At 65.9% G+C, this 15,544-nt stretch carries 16 protein-coding genes and 3 tRNA genes; all 19 read left to right on the plus strand.

The features are described from left to right. The first annotated feature begins 14 nt into the window (after positions 1 to 14). A complete protein-coding gene (gene rraA / locus AC3WUM_RS13990) occupies positions 15 to 497 on the plus strand; it encodes a ribonuclease E activity regulator RraA (protein ID WP_492410950.1) in 483 nt (160 codons plus the stop codon). 52 nt (positions 498 to 549) lie between these two features. Beyond that, the gene (locus AC3WUM_RS13995) at positions 550 to 1,905 is read left to right on the plus strand and encodes an MATE family efflux transporter (protein ID WP_492410951.1); all 1,356 of its coding nucleotides are present in this window, start codon (positions 550 to 552) and stop codon (positions 1,903 to 1,905) included. A gap of 242 nt (positions 1,906 to 2,147) precedes the next feature. Then, entirely contained in the window at positions 2,148 to 3,455 is a 1,308-nt protein-coding gene (gene aceA / locus AC3WUM_RS14000) for an isocitrate lyase (protein ID WP_492410952.1), read from the plus strand. A 476-nt stretch (positions 3,456 to 3,931) separates the two neighbouring features. Further along, positions 3,932 to 4,954 carry an SRPBCC family protein gene (locus tag AC3WUM_RS14005; RefSeq protein ID WP_492410953.1) on the plus strand — a complete coding sequence of 341 codons (1,023 nt, stop codon included), beginning with the start codon at positions 3,932 to 3,934 and terminating at the stop codon, positions 4,952 to 4,954. 29 nt (positions 4,955 to 4,983) lie between these two features. After that, on the plus strand, positions 4,984 to 5,631 hold the full coding sequence (uvrY, locus tag AC3WUM_RS14010; RefSeq protein WP_007187472.1) for a UvrY/SirA/GacA family response regulator transcription factor: 648 nt from the start codon (positions 4,984 to 4,986) through the stop codon (positions 5,629 to 5,631). 38 nt (positions 5,632 to 5,669) lie between these two features. Continuing rightward, positions 5,670 to 7,493 (plus strand): excinuclease ABC subunit UvrC, encoded by a 1,824-nt coding sequence (gene uvrC / locus AC3WUM_RS14015; RefSeq protein ID WP_492410954.1) that lies wholly within the window; start codon positions 5,670 to 5,672, stop codon positions 7,491 to 7,493. An 85-nt stretch (positions 7,494 to 7,578) separates the two neighbouring features. Beyond that, positions 7,579 to 8,157: a CDP-diacylglycerol--glycerol-3-phosphate 3-phosphatidyltransferase gene (pgsA, locus tag AC3WUM_RS14020; RefSeq protein ID WP_007187470.1), complete on the plus strand. Its 579-nt coding sequence runs from the start codon at positions 7,579 to 7,581 to the stop codon at positions 8,155 to 8,157. Between the two features lie 113 nt (positions 8,158 to 8,270). Continuing rightward, positions 8,271 to 8,346: transfer RNA gene (locus AC3WUM_RS14025), tRNA-Gly, on the plus strand. A gap of 78 nt (positions 8,347 to 8,424) precedes the next feature. Beyond that, positions 8,425 to 8,498: transfer RNA gene (locus AC3WUM_RS14030), tRNA-Cys, on the plus strand. A gap of 63 nt (positions 8,499 to 8,561) precedes the next feature. Further along, positions 8,562 to 8,648: transfer RNA gene (locus AC3WUM_RS14035), tRNA-Leu, on the plus strand. Between the two features lie 89 nt (positions 8,649 to 8,737). Continuing rightward, complete coding sequence (gene ccmA / locus AC3WUM_RS14040) at positions 8,738 to 9,328, plus strand: heme ABC exporter ATP-binding protein CcmA (RefSeq protein ID WP_492410955.1); 591 nt, start codon at positions 8,738 to 8,740, stop codon at positions 9,326 to 9,328. Beyond that, positions 9,325 to 9,993 (plus strand): heme exporter protein CcmB, encoded by a 669-nt coding sequence (gene ccmB / locus AC3WUM_RS14045; RefSeq protein ID WP_492410956.1) that lies wholly within the window; start codon positions 9,325 to 9,327, stop codon positions 9,991 to 9,993. Before ccmA ends, ccmB begins: the two co-directional genes overlap by 4 nt. A 10-nt stretch (positions 9,994 to 10,003) precedes the next feature. After that, on the plus strand, positions 10,004 to 10,747 hold the full coding sequence (locus AC3WUM_RS14050; RefSeq protein WP_492410957.1) for a heme ABC transporter permease: 744 nt from the start codon (positions 10,004 to 10,006) through the stop codon (positions 10,745 to 10,747). Next, the gene (gene ccmD / locus AC3WUM_RS14055; protein ID WP_492408887.1) at positions 10,740 to 10,901 is read left to right on the plus strand and encodes a heme exporter protein CcmD; all 162 of its coding nucleotides are present in this window, start codon (positions 10,740 to 10,742) and stop codon (positions 10,899 to 10,901) included. The genes AC3WUM_RS14050 and ccmD overlap by 8 nt, the downstream gene beginning before the upstream one ends. Next, a complete protein-coding gene (gene ccmE, locus AC3WUM_RS14060; protein ID WP_492410958.1) occupies positions 10,894 to 11,367 on the plus strand; it encodes a cytochrome c maturation protein CcmE in 474 nt (157 codons plus the stop codon). Before ccmD ends, ccmE begins: the two co-directional genes overlap by 8 nt. Before the next feature lie 9 nt (positions 11,368 to 11,376). Beyond that, complete coding sequence (locus tag AC3WUM_RS14065) at positions 11,377 to 13,347, plus strand: heme lyase CcmF/NrfE family subunit (protein WP_492410959.1); 1,971 nt, start codon at positions 11,377 to 11,379, stop codon at positions 13,345 to 13,347. Between the two features lie 3 nt (positions 13,348 to 13,350). Then, complete coding sequence (locus AC3WUM_RS14070) at positions 13,351 to 13,875, plus strand: DsbE family thiol:disulfide interchange protein (protein WP_492410960.1); 525 nt, start codon at positions 13,351 to 13,353, stop codon at positions 13,873 to 13,875. Next, on the plus strand, positions 13,872 to 14,330 hold the full coding sequence (locus AC3WUM_RS14075) for a cytochrome c-type biogenesis protein (protein WP_492410961.1): 459 nt from the start codon (positions 13,872 to 13,874) through the stop codon (positions 14,328 to 14,330). The genes AC3WUM_RS14070 and AC3WUM_RS14075 overlap by 4 nt, the downstream gene beginning before the upstream one ends. Then, a complete protein-coding gene (gene ccmI / locus AC3WUM_RS14080; protein ID WP_492410963.1) occupies positions 14,327 to 15,544 on the plus strand; it encodes a c-type cytochrome biogenesis protein CcmI in 1,218 nt (405 codons plus the stop codon). The genes AC3WUM_RS14075 and ccmI overlap by 4 nt, the downstream gene beginning before the upstream one ends.

Genomic DNA, 15,544 nt, shown 5'->3' on the forward strand with positions numbered 1-15,544 from the left:
TCAGGATCTTCGTCATGTCGTTCGCCACCACCGATCTCTCCGATGCCCATCCCGATGCGCCGGTCGCGGCTCCGATCTTTCGCGATTTCGGCGGCAAGACGGCGTTTTACGGGCAAGTGAAGACGATCAAGGTGTTCGAGGACAACGCGCTGGTTCGTGCCACGCTCGAAACGCCCGGCGAGGGCCGCGTGCTCGTCGTCGACGGCGGCGGTTCGGATCGCTGCGCGCTGGTCGGCGGCAACCTCGGCGTGCTCGGCGTGAAGAACGGTTGGGCCGGCATCGTGGTGTTCGGCTACATCCGCGATTCGGCCGAGATCGCGACACAGGCGATCGGCGTGAAGGCGCTCGGCCTGCATCCGAAGAAGAGCGAAAAGGGCCTGCACAGCGCGGTGTCCGACAAGCCCGTGAGCTTCGCGCGCGTGACCTTCCACAATGGCGACTGGCTCTACGCCGACGCCGACGGCATCGTGGTTTCGGACAAGCCGCTGCACGGCTGAGCGGTCTCGAAGCCGCCATTCGCGGCGCGCTTCATCCATCCAGAGAGCGGCTATGGCCATGCAGGATCTGACCGGCGGGCCCGTGCGCGGACATCTGCTGCGCATGAGCGGCTTCATGCTCGTGACGATGATCGTGCAGACGCTCTACGGCATCGTCGACCTGCTCTGGGTCGGCCGCCTGGGTGCCGAGGCGGTCGCCGCGGTCGCGCTCGGCAGCAATCTGATGATGGTGGTGATGTCGGCCGGGCAGGTGCTGTCGGTCGGTGCGGCTGCGCTGGTCGCCCAGGCGATGGGCCGCAAGGACCTGCCGGCGGTGCGGGCCTTGTTCAACCAGGCCTTGCTGCTGGCTCTGTTGCTCGGCGGGCTGTTCGGGCTGCTGTTCTTTCTCGGTCGGGGCCACTACGCCGATACGCTCGCCGGCGACCGGCACACGGCCGGGCTCGTCGTCGAGTTCCTCAACGGTTTCGTGCCCTCGCTGGCCCTGCAGATTCCGAGCATGGTGCTCAGTGCCGCATTGCGCGGGGTCGGCAACGTGCGCATTTCGACGCTCACGCAGATCGGCACCGTGCTGCTCAACATCGTGCTCGCGCCGATCCTGATCTTCGGCTGGGGCACCGGCGTTCCGCTCGGGGTCGGCGGGGCGGGGCTTGCGACGCTCATTGCGGTGGCGATCGGCTTTGCCGTGATGCTGACGCAGGTGCTGCGCAGCGGGCAGTTCTTCGGACGCGATCCCGGCGCCTGGAAGCCGCGGGCCGCACTGTGGAAGCGCATGGTCGGCATCGGGTTGCCGTCAGGCCTCGAATTCGGCCTCATGGGGCTTTATCTGGTCAGCGTGATGGCCTTGCTGCGCGCCTTCGGCCCGCAACCGCAGGCGGCGTTCGGCATCGGCATGCGCATCCTGCAGATGGGCATGATGCCGTCGATGGCGATCTCGTTCGCCACCGCCGCCATCGTCGGGCAGAACTTCGGTGCTCGCCGGCACGATCGTGTCGTCGAAGCCTGGTGGCTCGCGCTCCAATGGTGCCTCGGCGGCTGTCTGATCTTCGTGATCGCCTTCCATCTGCTGCCGGAGGCCATGTTCCGCCCGTTCACGGACGACGCGGCGGTGATCGCCTATGGCGCCGATTTCCTGCGCTGGATCTCGTGGAACCTGCTCGCCTCGGGCGTGGTGTTCGCCTGCTCGGGCATGTTTTCGGGGCTCGGCAACACGCGCCCCTCGCTGATCAGCTCGGCGATTCGCATCACCCTGATCCTGCTGCCGGCAACTTTGTTGTCCAGGCATTCCGATTTCGCGCCGGGCTGGATCTGGCGGCTTTCGGTGGCCGCCACGATCCTGCAGGCGGCGCTGAATCTCCTCTTCCTGAGAGCTCGCCTGAGAGCCTTTTCGAGCGCCCCTGCTCCCGGCTAAGTCGCTGTTCGTAAACCCGATCATTGCCCGTTCATGTGGCCGCGAGTCGAATTCGATTGGCGGCACGTTTGGCTGTGCTTTTATCCATATTAATTAAATATGGAAGACTAAAGTCTTACCAATGCTGCATTGCGAAACGGCCCCTTGCTTCGCTATGATCCGCGCCCGCTGGCACCCCTTTTCCGGGGTGTGAAAGCCGCACGACACCGCTGTCTTCTCAATCCCTAGAGGAATCGCTGCCAATGAACCGCGAAGAGCAAATCAAGGCCCTGGAACACGACTGGGCGACCAATCCCCGCTGGAAGCTCGTCAAGCGCAATTACACCGCCGCCGACGTGGTTCGCCTGCGCGGCAGCCTGCAGCCGGAATACACGCTGGCCAAGCGCGGCGCCGAGAAGCTCTGGAAGCTCGTCAACGGTGAGGCCAAGAAGGGCTACGTGAACGCGTTCGGCGCGATCACCGCCGGTCAGGCCATGCAGCAGGCCAAGGCCGGCCTCGAAGCGGTCTACCTGTCCGGCTGGCAGGTCGCTGCCGACGGCAACACCAGCGAAACCATGTACCCGGACCAGTCGCTCTACGCGTACGACTCCGTGCCGACGATGGTTCGCCGCATCAACAACACCTTCAAGCGCGCCGACGAAATCCAGTGGTCGCGCGGCATCGAGCCGGGCTCCAAGGAATTCGTCGACTACTTCCTGCCGATCGTCGCTGACGCCGAAGCCGGCTTCGGCGGCGTGCTGAACGCCTTCGAACTCATGAAGAACATGATCGGCGCGGGTGCCGCCGGCGTGCACTTCGAAGACCAGCTGGCCGCCGTGAAGAAGTGCGGCCACATGGGCGGCAAGGTGCTCGTGCCGACGCAGGAAGCGATCGAGAAGCTCGTCGCCGCCCGCTTCGCCGCCGACGTCATGGGCGTGCCGACCATCGTGCTCGCGCGTACCGACGCCGAGGCCGCGAACCTCATCACCTCGAACCACGACGCCAACGACGTGCCCTTCCTCACCGGCGAGCGCACGCAGGAAGGTTTCTACCGCGTCAAGAACGGCCTCGAGCAGGCCATCAGCCGCGGCGTCGCCTATGCCCCGTATGCCGACCTCGTCTGGTGCGAAACCGGCGTGCCGGATATCGGCTTCGCGCGTGAATTCGCCCAGGCCGTGCTCGCCAAGAACCCGGGCAAGCTGCTGAGCTACAACTGCTCGCCCTCGTTCAACTGGAAGAAGAACCTCAACGACGCGCAGATCGCCAAGTTCCAGGAAGACCTGTCCTCGCTGGGCTACAAGTACCAGTTCATCACCCTCGCGGGCATCCACGTCAACTGGTACAACACCTTCCAGTTCGCCCACGCCTACGCGCGCGGCGAAGGCATGAAGCACTACGTGAACATGGTGCAGGAGCCGGAATTCGCGGCTCGCGAGAAGGGCTACACCTTCGTTTCGCACCAGCAGGAAGTCGGTGCCGGCTACTTCGACGACGTGACCACCGTGATCCAGGGCGGCAGCTCCTCCGTCAAGGCCCTCACGGGTTCGACCGAGGAAGAGCAGTTTCACTAAAGAGGCGAGCAGCGTAGAGGGGCCCCGGCGTCAGCCGGGGATCTAGCGTCGCGAGTCCTCTTGTACGCAAAGTCGCTGCAGATCGAGCTTCAAGCGGTTCGCAAAGGGCAGCGTAGAGGGGCCCCGGCGTTAGCCGGGGATCTAGCGTCGCGAGTCCTCTTGTACGCAAAGCCGCTGCGGATCGAGCTTCAAGCGGTTCGCAAAGGGCAGCGTAGAGGGGCCCCGGCGTCAGCCGGGATCTAGCGTCGCGAGTCCTCTTGTACGCAAAGCCGCTGCGGATCGAGCTTCAAGCGGTTCGCGACGGCCAGCGTGACCCCAGCGCTGCGAATCCTCAGCAGTGAACAAAAGCCCGGACCCTGTCCGGGCTTTTTGTTTTTCCGACACGACGTTCACCCACCCGGCTTCGCTTGCTGCATCCCTGAAGCTTCCATTAAGGTTTGCCGACAAGGGGTGGCCCAGGTGGCCGGGGAAACTGGATGCGCGTGCTCAGCGGGCTGTTCATCGCCTTCGTCATCTTCGTCGTGGCTGCGATCGGCGTGGGTTTTTTCCTTCCCGACCAGGCGCATGTCGAGCGCAGCACGCTCATCGACGCACCGCCCGCGACGGTGTACGCGGTGCTCGGCGGCTTCAAGCAGTTCAATCGCTGGTCGCCCTGGGCCGATCTGGATCCGAAGACCCGGTATCAGTATTCCGGCGCCCCGTTCGGCCCCGGCGCGCGGCAGAAGTGGCAAAGCGACGATCCGAACGTCGGCGGCGGAAGCCAGGAAATTCTCGAGGCGACGCCGTACTCGCAGATCAAGGTACGCCTGTCCTTCGACAGCATGTCCACCGAAAACCAGCTGACCTACACGCTGACGCCCGAAGGCGAGGGCACGATGCTGGTCTGGGCGATGGACACGAACTTCGGCGGCAGCTTGCTCAATCGCTACTTTGGCCTGTTGTTCGACCGCATGATCGGCCCCGATTTCGAGAAGGGCCTGAGCCGCCTGAAGCCCTTCGTCGAAAGCCTGCCGAAGGACGATTTCACGAGCGCCGGTTTCAGCCTGCGCGAAGTGAGCGCGCGCCCGCTCGCGCTGCTGCCCGTGGAAACGCCGTTCGCCGAAGCCGGGCCGGTGCTGACGGCTGCTTACACCCGCATCGGCGAGTTCGTCGCCGCGAGCGGCCGGCGCATCGTCGACACCGCGGTCACGGTGACGCGCCGCTATGACGAGCAGACGCAGCTGTGGACCGTCGACGCGGCGCTGCCGCTCGATCAGGCCTGCACGCCGGCTGCCGAAGAGGGCGGCGTGCAATGCCGCAGCAGTTATGCGGGCTGGGTGATCTACGCCCGCCACAAGGGCGCCTACGCCTCGATACCCGCACATTACGCGGCGCTCAGGAGCTTCAAGACTGCCGCCGGTCTCGAAGACAACGGCGATCGCTGGGAGCAGTACGTGAGCGATCCGGCGACGGCGCCGGAGGCCGAGCTCGCCACCGACCTTTACTGGCCCATCAAGTAGTTTTCAGCGATCGGTATACTCAGGGAACGATGATCAAGATCATGCTGGTGGACGACCACCGCCTCGTCCGAGCCGGACTTCGCCGTGTACTGCAGGAAGTGTCCGACATGAGTGTCGTCGCCGAAGCCAGCAGCGGCGAAGAGGCGCTCGACCTCGCGCGCGAACATTCTCCCGACGTCGTGCTCATGGACATCAACATGCCTGGCATCGGCGGGCTCGAATGCACGCGCCGCCTGCTGCAGCGTTCGCCGACGACCAAGGTCATCGCCGTCTCGATGCACATGGAGGAACCGTATCCGAGCCGCTTCCTGGCCGGCGGCGCCGCAGGTTACCTGAGCAAGGATTCGGCCGCCGACGAGGTGGTCGCCGCGATCCGCCGCGTGCATGCGGGCGGTCACTACGTGGCGGCCGATGTCGCCGGCAATCTCGCGGCGACGCTCGTGCGCGGCAGCGGCAATTCGCCGTTCGAGCAGCTCAGCCAGCGCGAAACCCAGGTCATGCTGATGGTCACCAAGGGCTATGGCACGCAGGAGATCTCCGATCGCCTGCACCTGTCGCCAAAGACCGTGAGCACCTACCGCTATCGCCTGTTCGAGAAGCTCAACGTCACCAACGACGTCGAGCTCACGCGCATGGCGATGCGTTATGGCCTGCTGGAAGACAAAGCCGGCCCGTGACTTCTCCGAGCCGGTCGCAGAACCGGCGTTGACCGACGATGGCGTCTTCTCCCGCAGACAGTTTCGATTCCCGCGCATTCCTGTCGCAGCTCACCACGCATCCGGGCGTCTACCGCATGTACGGTGGCGCGGACGAGCTGCTATACGTCGGCAAGGCGCGCAATCTCAAGAAGCGTGTCGGGCAGTACTTCCTGCGCGCTTCGGGCAGCCCGCGCATCGAATCGATGGTCTCGCAGATCCGGCGCATCGAAGTCACGGTCACGCGCACCGAAGACGAGGCGCTGATCCTCGAGAACAACCTGATCAAGGAGTTCGGGCCGCGATACAACGTCATGTATCGCGATGACAAGAGTTATCCGTACGTCCGTTTCAGCGCGCACCGTTATCCGCGCATCAGCTACTACCGCGGCGCGAAGACGCCGCCCGATCGCTACTTCGGCCCGTTTCCGAATGCGACTGCGGTGCGCGAAACGCTTTACACCCTGCAGAAGCTGTTCCGCCTGCGGCCTTGCCGCGACAGCTTCTTCGCCCATCGTGAACGGCCGTGCCTGCAGCACCAGATCAAGCGCTGTAGCGCGCCCTGCGTGAACCTGATTTCGCCCGAGGATTACGCCAAGGACATCGCCAAGGCCGGGCGCCTGCTCGAAGGGCGCGGCGACGAGCTCGCGCGCGAACTCGGGACCGAAATGGAACAGGCCTCGGAAGCTCTGGAGTTCGAACTCGCCGCGCGCCTGCGCGATCAGATCGCCGCGCTCAAGCGCGTGCGCGAGAACCGCGTGATGACCGGTGGCGCCGATGCGCTCGACGTGGTGGCGGTCGCGCCGCATGCGGGTTCGAGCTGTGTCGTCGTGATGAGCGTGCGCGATGGCGTGAATCTCGGCCATCGCAGCCATTTCCCGAAGCATCCGCCGCATGCCGAAATCAGCGAGCTGCTCGACAGCTTCATCAGCCAGCATTACGCGCAGTATCCGGCGCCGCCCGAGATCCTGATCAGCCACGAACTCGAGGACCTCGACTGGCTCGAACAGGCGATCAGCCAGCACGCCGGGCGCAAGGTCGCGATTCGCCACCCGCAGCGCGGCGCCAAGCTGCAGCTCGTCGAGATCGCGCAGAACACCGCGCTGCAGGCGCTGTCGACGCGGCTCGTCGAGTCCGCGAGCATGGATCAGCGCCTGCTCGAATTGCAGCGCGCGCTCGATCTCGAACAGCCGCCCAAGCGCATGGAGTGCTTCGACATCAGCCATACGCGCGGTGAGAAGGCGGTCGCCTCGTGCGTGGTGTTCGGCGAAGACGGGCCGATCAAGGCGAGCTATCGCAAGTTCAACATCGACGGCATCACGCCGGGTGACGACTACGCGGCGATCAAGCAGGCCGTCGGCCGGCGTTTCGCGCGCATCAAGAACGGCGAGGTGCAGAAGCCCGACGTGCTGTTCATCGACGGCGGCCAGGGCCAGCTCAACTCCGCGCTCGAAGCGCTTGACGAACTCGGCATCGAGGATCTGCGCATCGTCGCGATCGCCAAGGGCCCGACGCGCAAGCCAGGCCTCGAAGAGCTGATCCTTCCCGAGATGGAGTTCCCGCTGCGGCTTGCGGCCGATTCGCCGGCGCTGCACCTGATCCAGCGCATACGCGACGAGGCGCATCGCTTCGCGATTACCGGGCATCGCGGCCGACGCGAAAAGGCCAGGCTCACCTCGGGTCTCGAATCGATCGAAGGCCTCGGGCCCGCCCGCCGGCGCGCATTGCTCAACGCTTTCGGTGGCACCGCGCAGCTGCGCCGCGCGACGGTCGACCAGCTCGCCCAGGTCGAAGGCGTGAGCCGCACGCTGGCCGAGCGCATCTATGCGTTCTATCGCGACTGAGGAGCATCGGGCGGTCGATTCATTGCGACGAAGGTCGCGGGCGCGTAAAAGCGCACGGAAGCCCAAAAAAGCTGATACTCGGTCCATGAACATGAATCTGCCCAACCTGCTCACGGTGCTGCGCGTCGCTGTGATTCCGGTCGTGCTCGTTCTGTTTTACCTACCGATCGAACACTCGCGCCAGATCGCCACGCTGCTCTATGCGGCGGCTTGCGTGACCGACTGGATCGACGGTTACCTGGCCCGCAAATGGGGGCAGACGTCCAAGTTCGGCGCCTTCCTCGATCCGGTCGCCGACAAGCTGCTCGTCACCGTCACCCTGATCATGCTGCTCGACGCCGAAGTCGCCGAAGGGCGAGGGCGGTTGCTCGCGGTGCTCGTCGCCATCATCATCGGCCGCGAGGTCACGATCTCGGCACTGCGCGAATGGATGGCCGAACTCGGCCAGCGCACCAGCGTGGCGGTCGGCAAGGTCGGCAAGTTCAAGACCATCTTCCAGATGGTGGCCATCGGCATGATGCTCTGGGGCATTCCGTTCTACGGCATCCCGATCTACAAGATCGGCTTCGGCATCCTGTTCATTGCGGCGGTGCTGACGGTGTGGTCGATGCTGCTGTATCTGAAGGCGGCATGGCCGTACATGAAGGAAGACCATCCGCTTTGAGCGGTTCGCGAGAAAGCGCGGGATTGCAAGCGAAGCGGCAAAAAAGATTTTCGGGGAATTTCAAAAAAGGTTGTTGACACAGAGGCTTCAAACGCTAAAATGCGCGCCTCTTCGCGGGAATAGCTCAGTTGGTAGAGCGCAACCTTGCCAAGGTTGAGGTCGCGGGTTCGAATCCCGTTTCCCGCTCCAGGCTCAAGAAAACCCCGGGTAAACCGGGGTTTTTTCTTTCACTCATGGCACCTGCCAGCGAGTAGACTTAGACACCCTGGCTGGGTGGCAGAGTGGTCATGCAGCGGACTGCAAATCCGCGTACGCCGGTTCAATTCCGACCCCAGCCTCCATTTTTCCGATCATCTTGCGAACGCCGCTTCCCGAGCGCGTTCGCGATGTTGCGAAAGTCGCTCGCCCGAGTGGTGAAACTGGTAGACACAAGGGACTTAAAATCCCTCGACCTCACGGTTGTGCCGGTTCGATTCCGGCCTCGGGCACCAATGCGCGTTTCGTCGCAATTGATTCTTGCCTTGGTACTTTTGTCTCGAATCAGGGCTTCGGCGTCGCCATCAGGCTAAGATGCGCGCCCATGACGCCCGCCCTGCTCAGCACTCACGACTTGTCGCTGGGACGCGGTGATCGCGTCCTGGTCGATGGTCTGTCGCTGACGCTGCGCGCGGGCAGTGTGCTGCATCTCAAGGGCCGCAACGGCGCCGGCAAGACCTCGCTGCTCGAAGTGCTCGCCGGACTGCGTGCCCCGGTGTCCGGGCGGGTCGAGCGGCCCGAAGGCGGCCTGCACTGGCTCGGACACAAGAACGCCTTGAACCCCGACCTCAGCGTGCTCGAGAACCTGCGTTTCTGGTGCGCCCTGCAAGGCGTCGAAGGCGCCGCGATGGCGCAGTCGCTCGATCGGCTCGGACTCTCCAAGCTGCGCCATCGTCCGGCGCGAACCCTGTCGGCCGGTCAGAAGCGCCGCGCCGCGCTTGCACGCCTGCTCGCGGTGCCGCGCAAGCTCTGGCTGCTCGACGAGCCGCTCAGCGCGCTCGATGCCGAAGGCTTGCTGCGCTTCGCCGAAATCATCGACGAGCATCTGGCCAAGAACGGCGCCGCGCTCGTGACGAGCCATCAGCCGCTGCCGGTGATCGACGAGCGATTGACGGTGCTGGAGCTCGCTCGATGATCGGCGCGTTCGGCGCCGCGATCGGCCGCGAGCTCGGCCTGGCGATGCGCCACAAGGGCGAGTGGCTGATGCCACCCTTGTTCTACCTGATCGTGGTGACCCTGTTCGCGCTTGGTGGCAAGCCCAACGATCCGCATCTGTCCGCTTTCGCTCCAGCCATTCTGTGGATGGGCGCGCTGCTGTCGGCGCTGCTGACGCTCGATCGGCTGTTTCGCGGCGATTTCGAGGACGGCACGCTCGAACAGGTTTTCCTCTGCGAATCGGGGCCGCTGCCGGTGATCTACGCCAAGCTCATCGGCCACTGGGTACTGAGTGGATTGCCGCTGTCCCTGCTCGCGGCGCCGCTGGCACTGCAACTCGGCACGGCGCCCGAAGTGCTGCCCGCGCTGCTCGCCGGATTGCTGCTCGGAACGCCGATGCTGAGCCTGATCGGCGGCTTCGCCGCCGCGCTCACGGTGGGCTTGCCACGCGCCGGGGTGCTGCTGCCCGTGCTCGTGCTGCCGATGATCGGGCCGATCGTGATCTTCGGCTCGGGTGCGGCGCGCGCAGCCGCCAACGGCCTGTCCGCAGGGGGTCCGTTATACTTGCTCGGCTCGCTTCTGGTGCTCGGCCTGTGTCTGCTGCCTATCGCCGCCACCGCGGCTCTCCGCAATAGTTTCGACTAGAAAAAACGGCATGTGGACCTGGTTCCATCGACTCGCTTCTCCGCCCGCGTTCTATCGCCTGGCTGATCGCTGGGCGCCGTGGCTCGCGATCGTCTCGGCGCTGCTGATCGGCTATGGCCTGGTCGGCGGCCTCGTGCTCGCGCCCGCCGATTACCAGCAGGGCGAAGCCTTTCGCATCATCTACGTGCACGTGCCGGCCGCATGGCTCTCGCTGTTCGGCTATACCGCGATGGCCTCGGCCGCTTTCGTCGCGATCGTCTGGCGCATCAAGCTCGCCGAATGCGTGGTGGTCTGCGCGGCTCCGGTCGGCGCGAGCTTCACCGCACTCGCGCTCGTTACCGGCATGCTCTGGGGCAAGCCGATGTGGGGCGCCTACTGGGTCTGGGATGCGCGGCTCACGTCCGAACTCGTGCTGCTGTTCCTCTACCTCGGCGTGATCGCGCTGAACCAGTCGTTCCAGGACCCGCGCACCGCGGCTCGCGCCTGCGGCCTGCTCGCGCTCGTCGGCGTGGTCAACGTGCCGATCGTCCATTACTCGGTGGAGTGGTGGAACAGCCTGCACCAGGGCCCGACGGTGTCGAAGATCGGCAAGCCGAGCATCGCCGCCGACATGCTGTGGCCGCTGCTGGCGATGAGCGTGGGCTGCATGACGTTCTTCGCCTGGGCGGTGATCCGGCGCGTGCAGAACGAGTTGCTGCTGCGCGAGCGTCATTCGTCCTGGGTCCGTGAACGCTTGCTGAGCTTCAATGTCTAGCTTTTTCTCCATGGGCGGCTACGCCGCGTACGTCTGGGGCAGCTTCGGCGCGTTCGCGCTGGTGCTGGTCTGGAACCTCGTGACACCCGCCCTGCGCCGTCGCAGCGTGATCCAGCAACTGGCCGAAGGCCAGAGCGAGACAGACGATGACTAAGCGTCAAGGCAGGATGCTGTGGGTGGGCGTGCTGATCGGCGGCATTGCGCTGGCGGCAGTGCTCGGCTTCACGGCCTTCCGCAAGAACATGATGTATTTCTACACGCCGAGCGATCTGGTGGCGCAGAACGCGCCGAAGCATGCGCGGCTGCGTCTGGGCGGTCTCGTCGAGCAGGGCAGCCTGCAGCGTGGCGAAGGCCTGCTAGTGAGCTTCACGCTGGCCGATTGCGCGCAGAAGGTGCAGGTGCGCTACGACGGCATCCTGCCGGATCTGTTCCGCGAGGGTCAGGGCATCGTCGCCACCGGACAGCTCGGCGACGACGGCCAGTTCACGGCCGAGGAAGTGCTCGCCAAGCACGATGAGAACTACATGCCGCCCGAACTTGCCAAGTCGCTGACGACGCCGGACGGCAAGCATTCCTGCGCGCCCTTCAAGTCGGTGCAGTCGGCCGACGCAACCCGCTAGGAGACGGCGATGGCGGAGATCGGTCACTACGCATTGGTGCTCGCGCTGTTCGTGGCGGTCGCGCAGGCGATCCTGCCGGTGATCGGTTACCTGCGCCGCGATGCGCGCCTGCTCGCGATCGGTGCGAGCGGCGCGCAGACGCAGTTTCCGCTCGTGCTGCTGGCCTACGCGATCCTGACGCTGGCCTTCGTGCAGGGCGATTTCTCGCTGCTCTACGTGGCGAGTAACTCGCACTCGAATCTGCCGATCATCTATCGCTTCACCGCGGTCTGGGGCGCGCACGAAGGCTCGCTGCTGCTGTGGGTGCTGATGCTGTCGGGCTGGACCTTCGCCGTGTCGCTGTCGAGCAAGCGCCTGCCGCCCGACATCGCGGCGCTCGTGCTCGCCACGCTCGGGGCGATCGCGGTGGGTTTTCTGCTGTTCCTGCTCACGGTCAGCAATCCCTTCGAGCGCGTGTTCCCGGTGCCGGCCGAAGGTCGCGACCTCAATCCGCTGCTGCAGGATCCCGGCATGATCATCCACCCGCCGACGCTCTACATGGGCTATGTCGGCTGCGCGGTGGCGTTCGCGTTCGCGATCGCGGCGCTGGTGACGGGCAAGCTCGACGTCGCCTGGGCGCGCTGGACGCGGCCGTGGACGACGCTGGCCTGGACCTTCCTGACCATGGGCATCACGCTCGGCTCGTGGTGGGCCTACAACGAACTCGGCTGGGGCGGTTGGTGGTTCTGGGATCCGGTCGAGAACGCCTCGTTCATGCCCTGGCTGATCGGCACCGCGCTGATCCATTCGCTCGCGGTGACCGAAAAGCGCGGCGTGCTCAAGAGCTGGACCGTGCTGCTGGCGATCCTCGCGTTCGCGCTGTCGCTGCTCGGCACCTTCCTCGTGCGTTCGGGCGTGCTGGTTTCCGTGCATGCCTTCGCGACCGATCCGGCGCGCGGCACCTTCATCCTCGTGTTCCTCGGCGCCGTGCTCGGCGGGGCGCTGACGCTGTATGCGATCCGCGCGCACAAGCTCGTTTCCGAGGCCGAAGTGCAGCTGTTCTCGCGCGAAGGCCTGCTGCTGCTCAACAACGTCTTCCTCGTCGCGGCTGGTGCCGCGGTGCTGCTCGGCACGCTGTATCCGCTGATCGCCGACGCGCTGGGCCTCGGCAAGGTCTCGGTCGGCCCCCCGTACTTCAACGCAGTGTTCCTGCCGCTGATGTCGCCGCTGGCCGTGCTCGTCGGCATCTCGGCGCTCGTGGGCTGGAAGCGCGCGAAGTTCGCCGACGTGCTCGCTCGCATCCGCTGGGTGGCGATCGTCGCGATCGTCGCGGGTGGCCTGCTGCCGTTCGTGCTCGAAGGCAGCTGGAACTGGCTCGCGATCGTCGGCTCGGTGTTCGCGGTCTGGGTTCTGGCGGGATCGATGCTCGACGTGCTGCATCGCCTGCGTTCCAAGCGTGACCGGATCGCCGCGCTGCGCTCGATTCCGGCCGGCAGCTGGGGCATGACGCTGGCCCATCTCGGGCTCGGCGTCTGGGTGCTCGGCGTCACCTTCACGAGCCTGTTCAGTGTCGAAAAGGACGTGCGCCTGGCGCCCGGCCAGACGACCGACATCGGCGGCTACGACTTCACGTTCCAGGGCGTGGAGCCGGTGAATGGCTCGAACTACAAGAGCGATACCGGCCGCGTGCTCGTCGAGAAGAATGGCCGGCAGATTGCGCTGCTGACGCCCGAGAAGCGCCTGTATCCATCGCAGCGCAGCGTAATGACCGAGGCCGCCGTCGATCACAACCCGAGGCGCGATCTGTACGTGGCGCTCGGCGAGCCGATCGGCGAGCGGGATTGGGCCCTGCGCTTCTACTACAAGCCGATGATGCGCCTGGTCTGGTTCGGTGGCGTGCTGATGTTCTTCGGCGGGATCATCGCAGCGGGCGACCGACGCTACCGGCTCGAGCGCAAGACCGCCGCTGCAAAGTCCCCCGCAAGCTCCGTGGCGGCCTGAGTCATGCGCTTCGCGATTCCGATTGTCGTGCTGCTCCTGCTGATCGGCTTTCTGGCGATCGGGCTCAAGCACGATCCGCGCGAGATTCCGAGCCCGCTGGTCGGCAAGCCCATGCCCGCGTTCGCGCTGACGAGTCTCGACGGCAGCAAGCCGGTGACGCAGGCCGAGTTGCAGGGCCGGCCGCTGCTCGTGAATTTCTTCGCGAGCTGGTGCGCGGGCTGCCAGGTCGAGCACCCGGTACTCATGAAGCTCTCGCGTGAATACCAAGTCGAAATCGTCGGCCTCGACTACAAGGACACGCAGGCGGACGCAGAACAGTGGCTGCAGCGGCACGGCAACCCGTACCGCTCGGTGATCGCCGATCCGGCGGGGCAGGCCGGGCTCGATTGGGGCGTCTACGGCGTGCCGGAGACTTACGTGATCGGAGCCGACGGCACCGTGCTCTATAAGCACATCGGGCCGGTCACCGAGGACGCCTGGCGCAGCAAGATCGCGCCGCTGCTGCAGACGACGGGCTCACGCTCGTGAGCCGCTGGCGTCTGCTGCTGGTGGGCTGCGGCCTGTTCGCGAGCGCTGCGTTCGCGCAGCAGGATCTGTCGGACCTGAACGCCGATCAGGCCGAGCGCTACGACACGCTGATCCACGAGCTGCGCTGCCTGGTCTGCCAGAACCAGACCATCGCCGATTCGAGCGCTCCGCTGGCCGTCGACCTGCGCGATCAGGTGCACAAGCAGATCGCGTCGGGCCGCAGCGACAAGGAGATTCGCGGCTACCTGACCGATCGCTACGGCGATTTCGTGCTCTACAAGCCGCCGTTCGCCTGGCGCACCGCCATTCTCTGGCTCGGACCGTTCGCGCTCGCGCTCGGCGCGCTGATCGCGGTGCTGAGTTTCACCCGGCGCTCCAAGGCCGGCTCTGCCCAGGTCGCCGCCGATCCCGAGGCCCTCAAGCGGCTGCTCGACGAGGATTCGAAGCGCTCATGAATGTGCTGTATCTGGCGATGGCCGCGCTCACGGTGCTCGCGGCGCTCGGTCTCGCACGGCCGTGGTGGAGGCGCGCGGGCAGCGAAGCCTCCCGGCGCCGCGACGCCAACGTCGCCGCCTACCGTCAGCGACTCGAGGAAATCGACGCCGAAGTCGCCGCCGGCCTGATTCGAGCCGAAGCGGCGGCAGCGCTGCGCGACGAGGCGGGCGCGCGCCTGCTCGACGATGCCTCGGGTCAGGCCGAGGCGCCGCAATCGGCCGCCCCGCTCTGGCGCGGCGCGGTGTTGCTCGGCCTGCTGCTCGCGGTGTGTTCGGCCGGCTATTACGCCTGGTCCGGCTCCTGGCGCACCGCGGCGATGGTCGCCGGTGAGATCGAGCCGCCCAAGCCCGACGTCGACGCGATGCTGGCCCAGCTCGAGCAGCGGCTGCAGCAGAACCCAGACGACGTCGACGGCTGGGCCATGCTCGGGCGTGCGCGCTTCATGCTGCAGCGCTACGCCGGTTCGGCCGAGGCCTACGCCAAGGCCAACGAGCTGACCAGCCAGCGCGAGCCCGAACTGCTCGTCGGCGAGGCCGAGGCGCTCGGCATGGCGGCCGATCGCCAGCTGCAAGGCAGGCCGAGGCAGCTGTTCGAACAGGCGCTCGCGCTCGATCCGAACCAGGCCAAGGCGCTCTGGTACGCCGGCATGGCCGCGCTGCAGGCCGACGACAAGCCGCGCACGGTCGAGCTGTGGACGCGCCTGCGCTCGCAGCCGATGCCCGAAGAGCTCAGCAGCATCCTCGACCAGCAGCTCGCCGAACTCGGAGCCCCGGTTCCGAAGGTGGCCGAATCGCCAGCCGGCGCGGCATCGCCGGCCACACCGTCGGCGGTCGCGCTCGACATAAGCTTGAGCCTCGCCCCCGAACTCGCCTCCAGGCTGCCGGCCGATGGCATCCTGATCGTCTACGCCAAGGCGGCCGCAGGGCCTCCGATGCCGCTGGCGGTCGTACGCCAGCCGCTCGCCGGCTTCCCGGTTCAGGTCCGGCTCGATGACAGCCAGGCCATGATGCCCAACCTCAAGCTGTCATCGTTCGATCACTGGGAAGTGACCGCGCGCGTCGGCAGGAGCGGGCAGGCCAAGGCCGAATCCGGCGATTTGCAAGGGGTGGTACGCGTGGACCGGGCTGCCGCGGCCGGGCCGATCGCATTGACGATCGACTCGGTGGTGCCCTGA

Source organism: Hydrocarboniphaga sp. FW305-C-57, assembly GCF_058783045.1.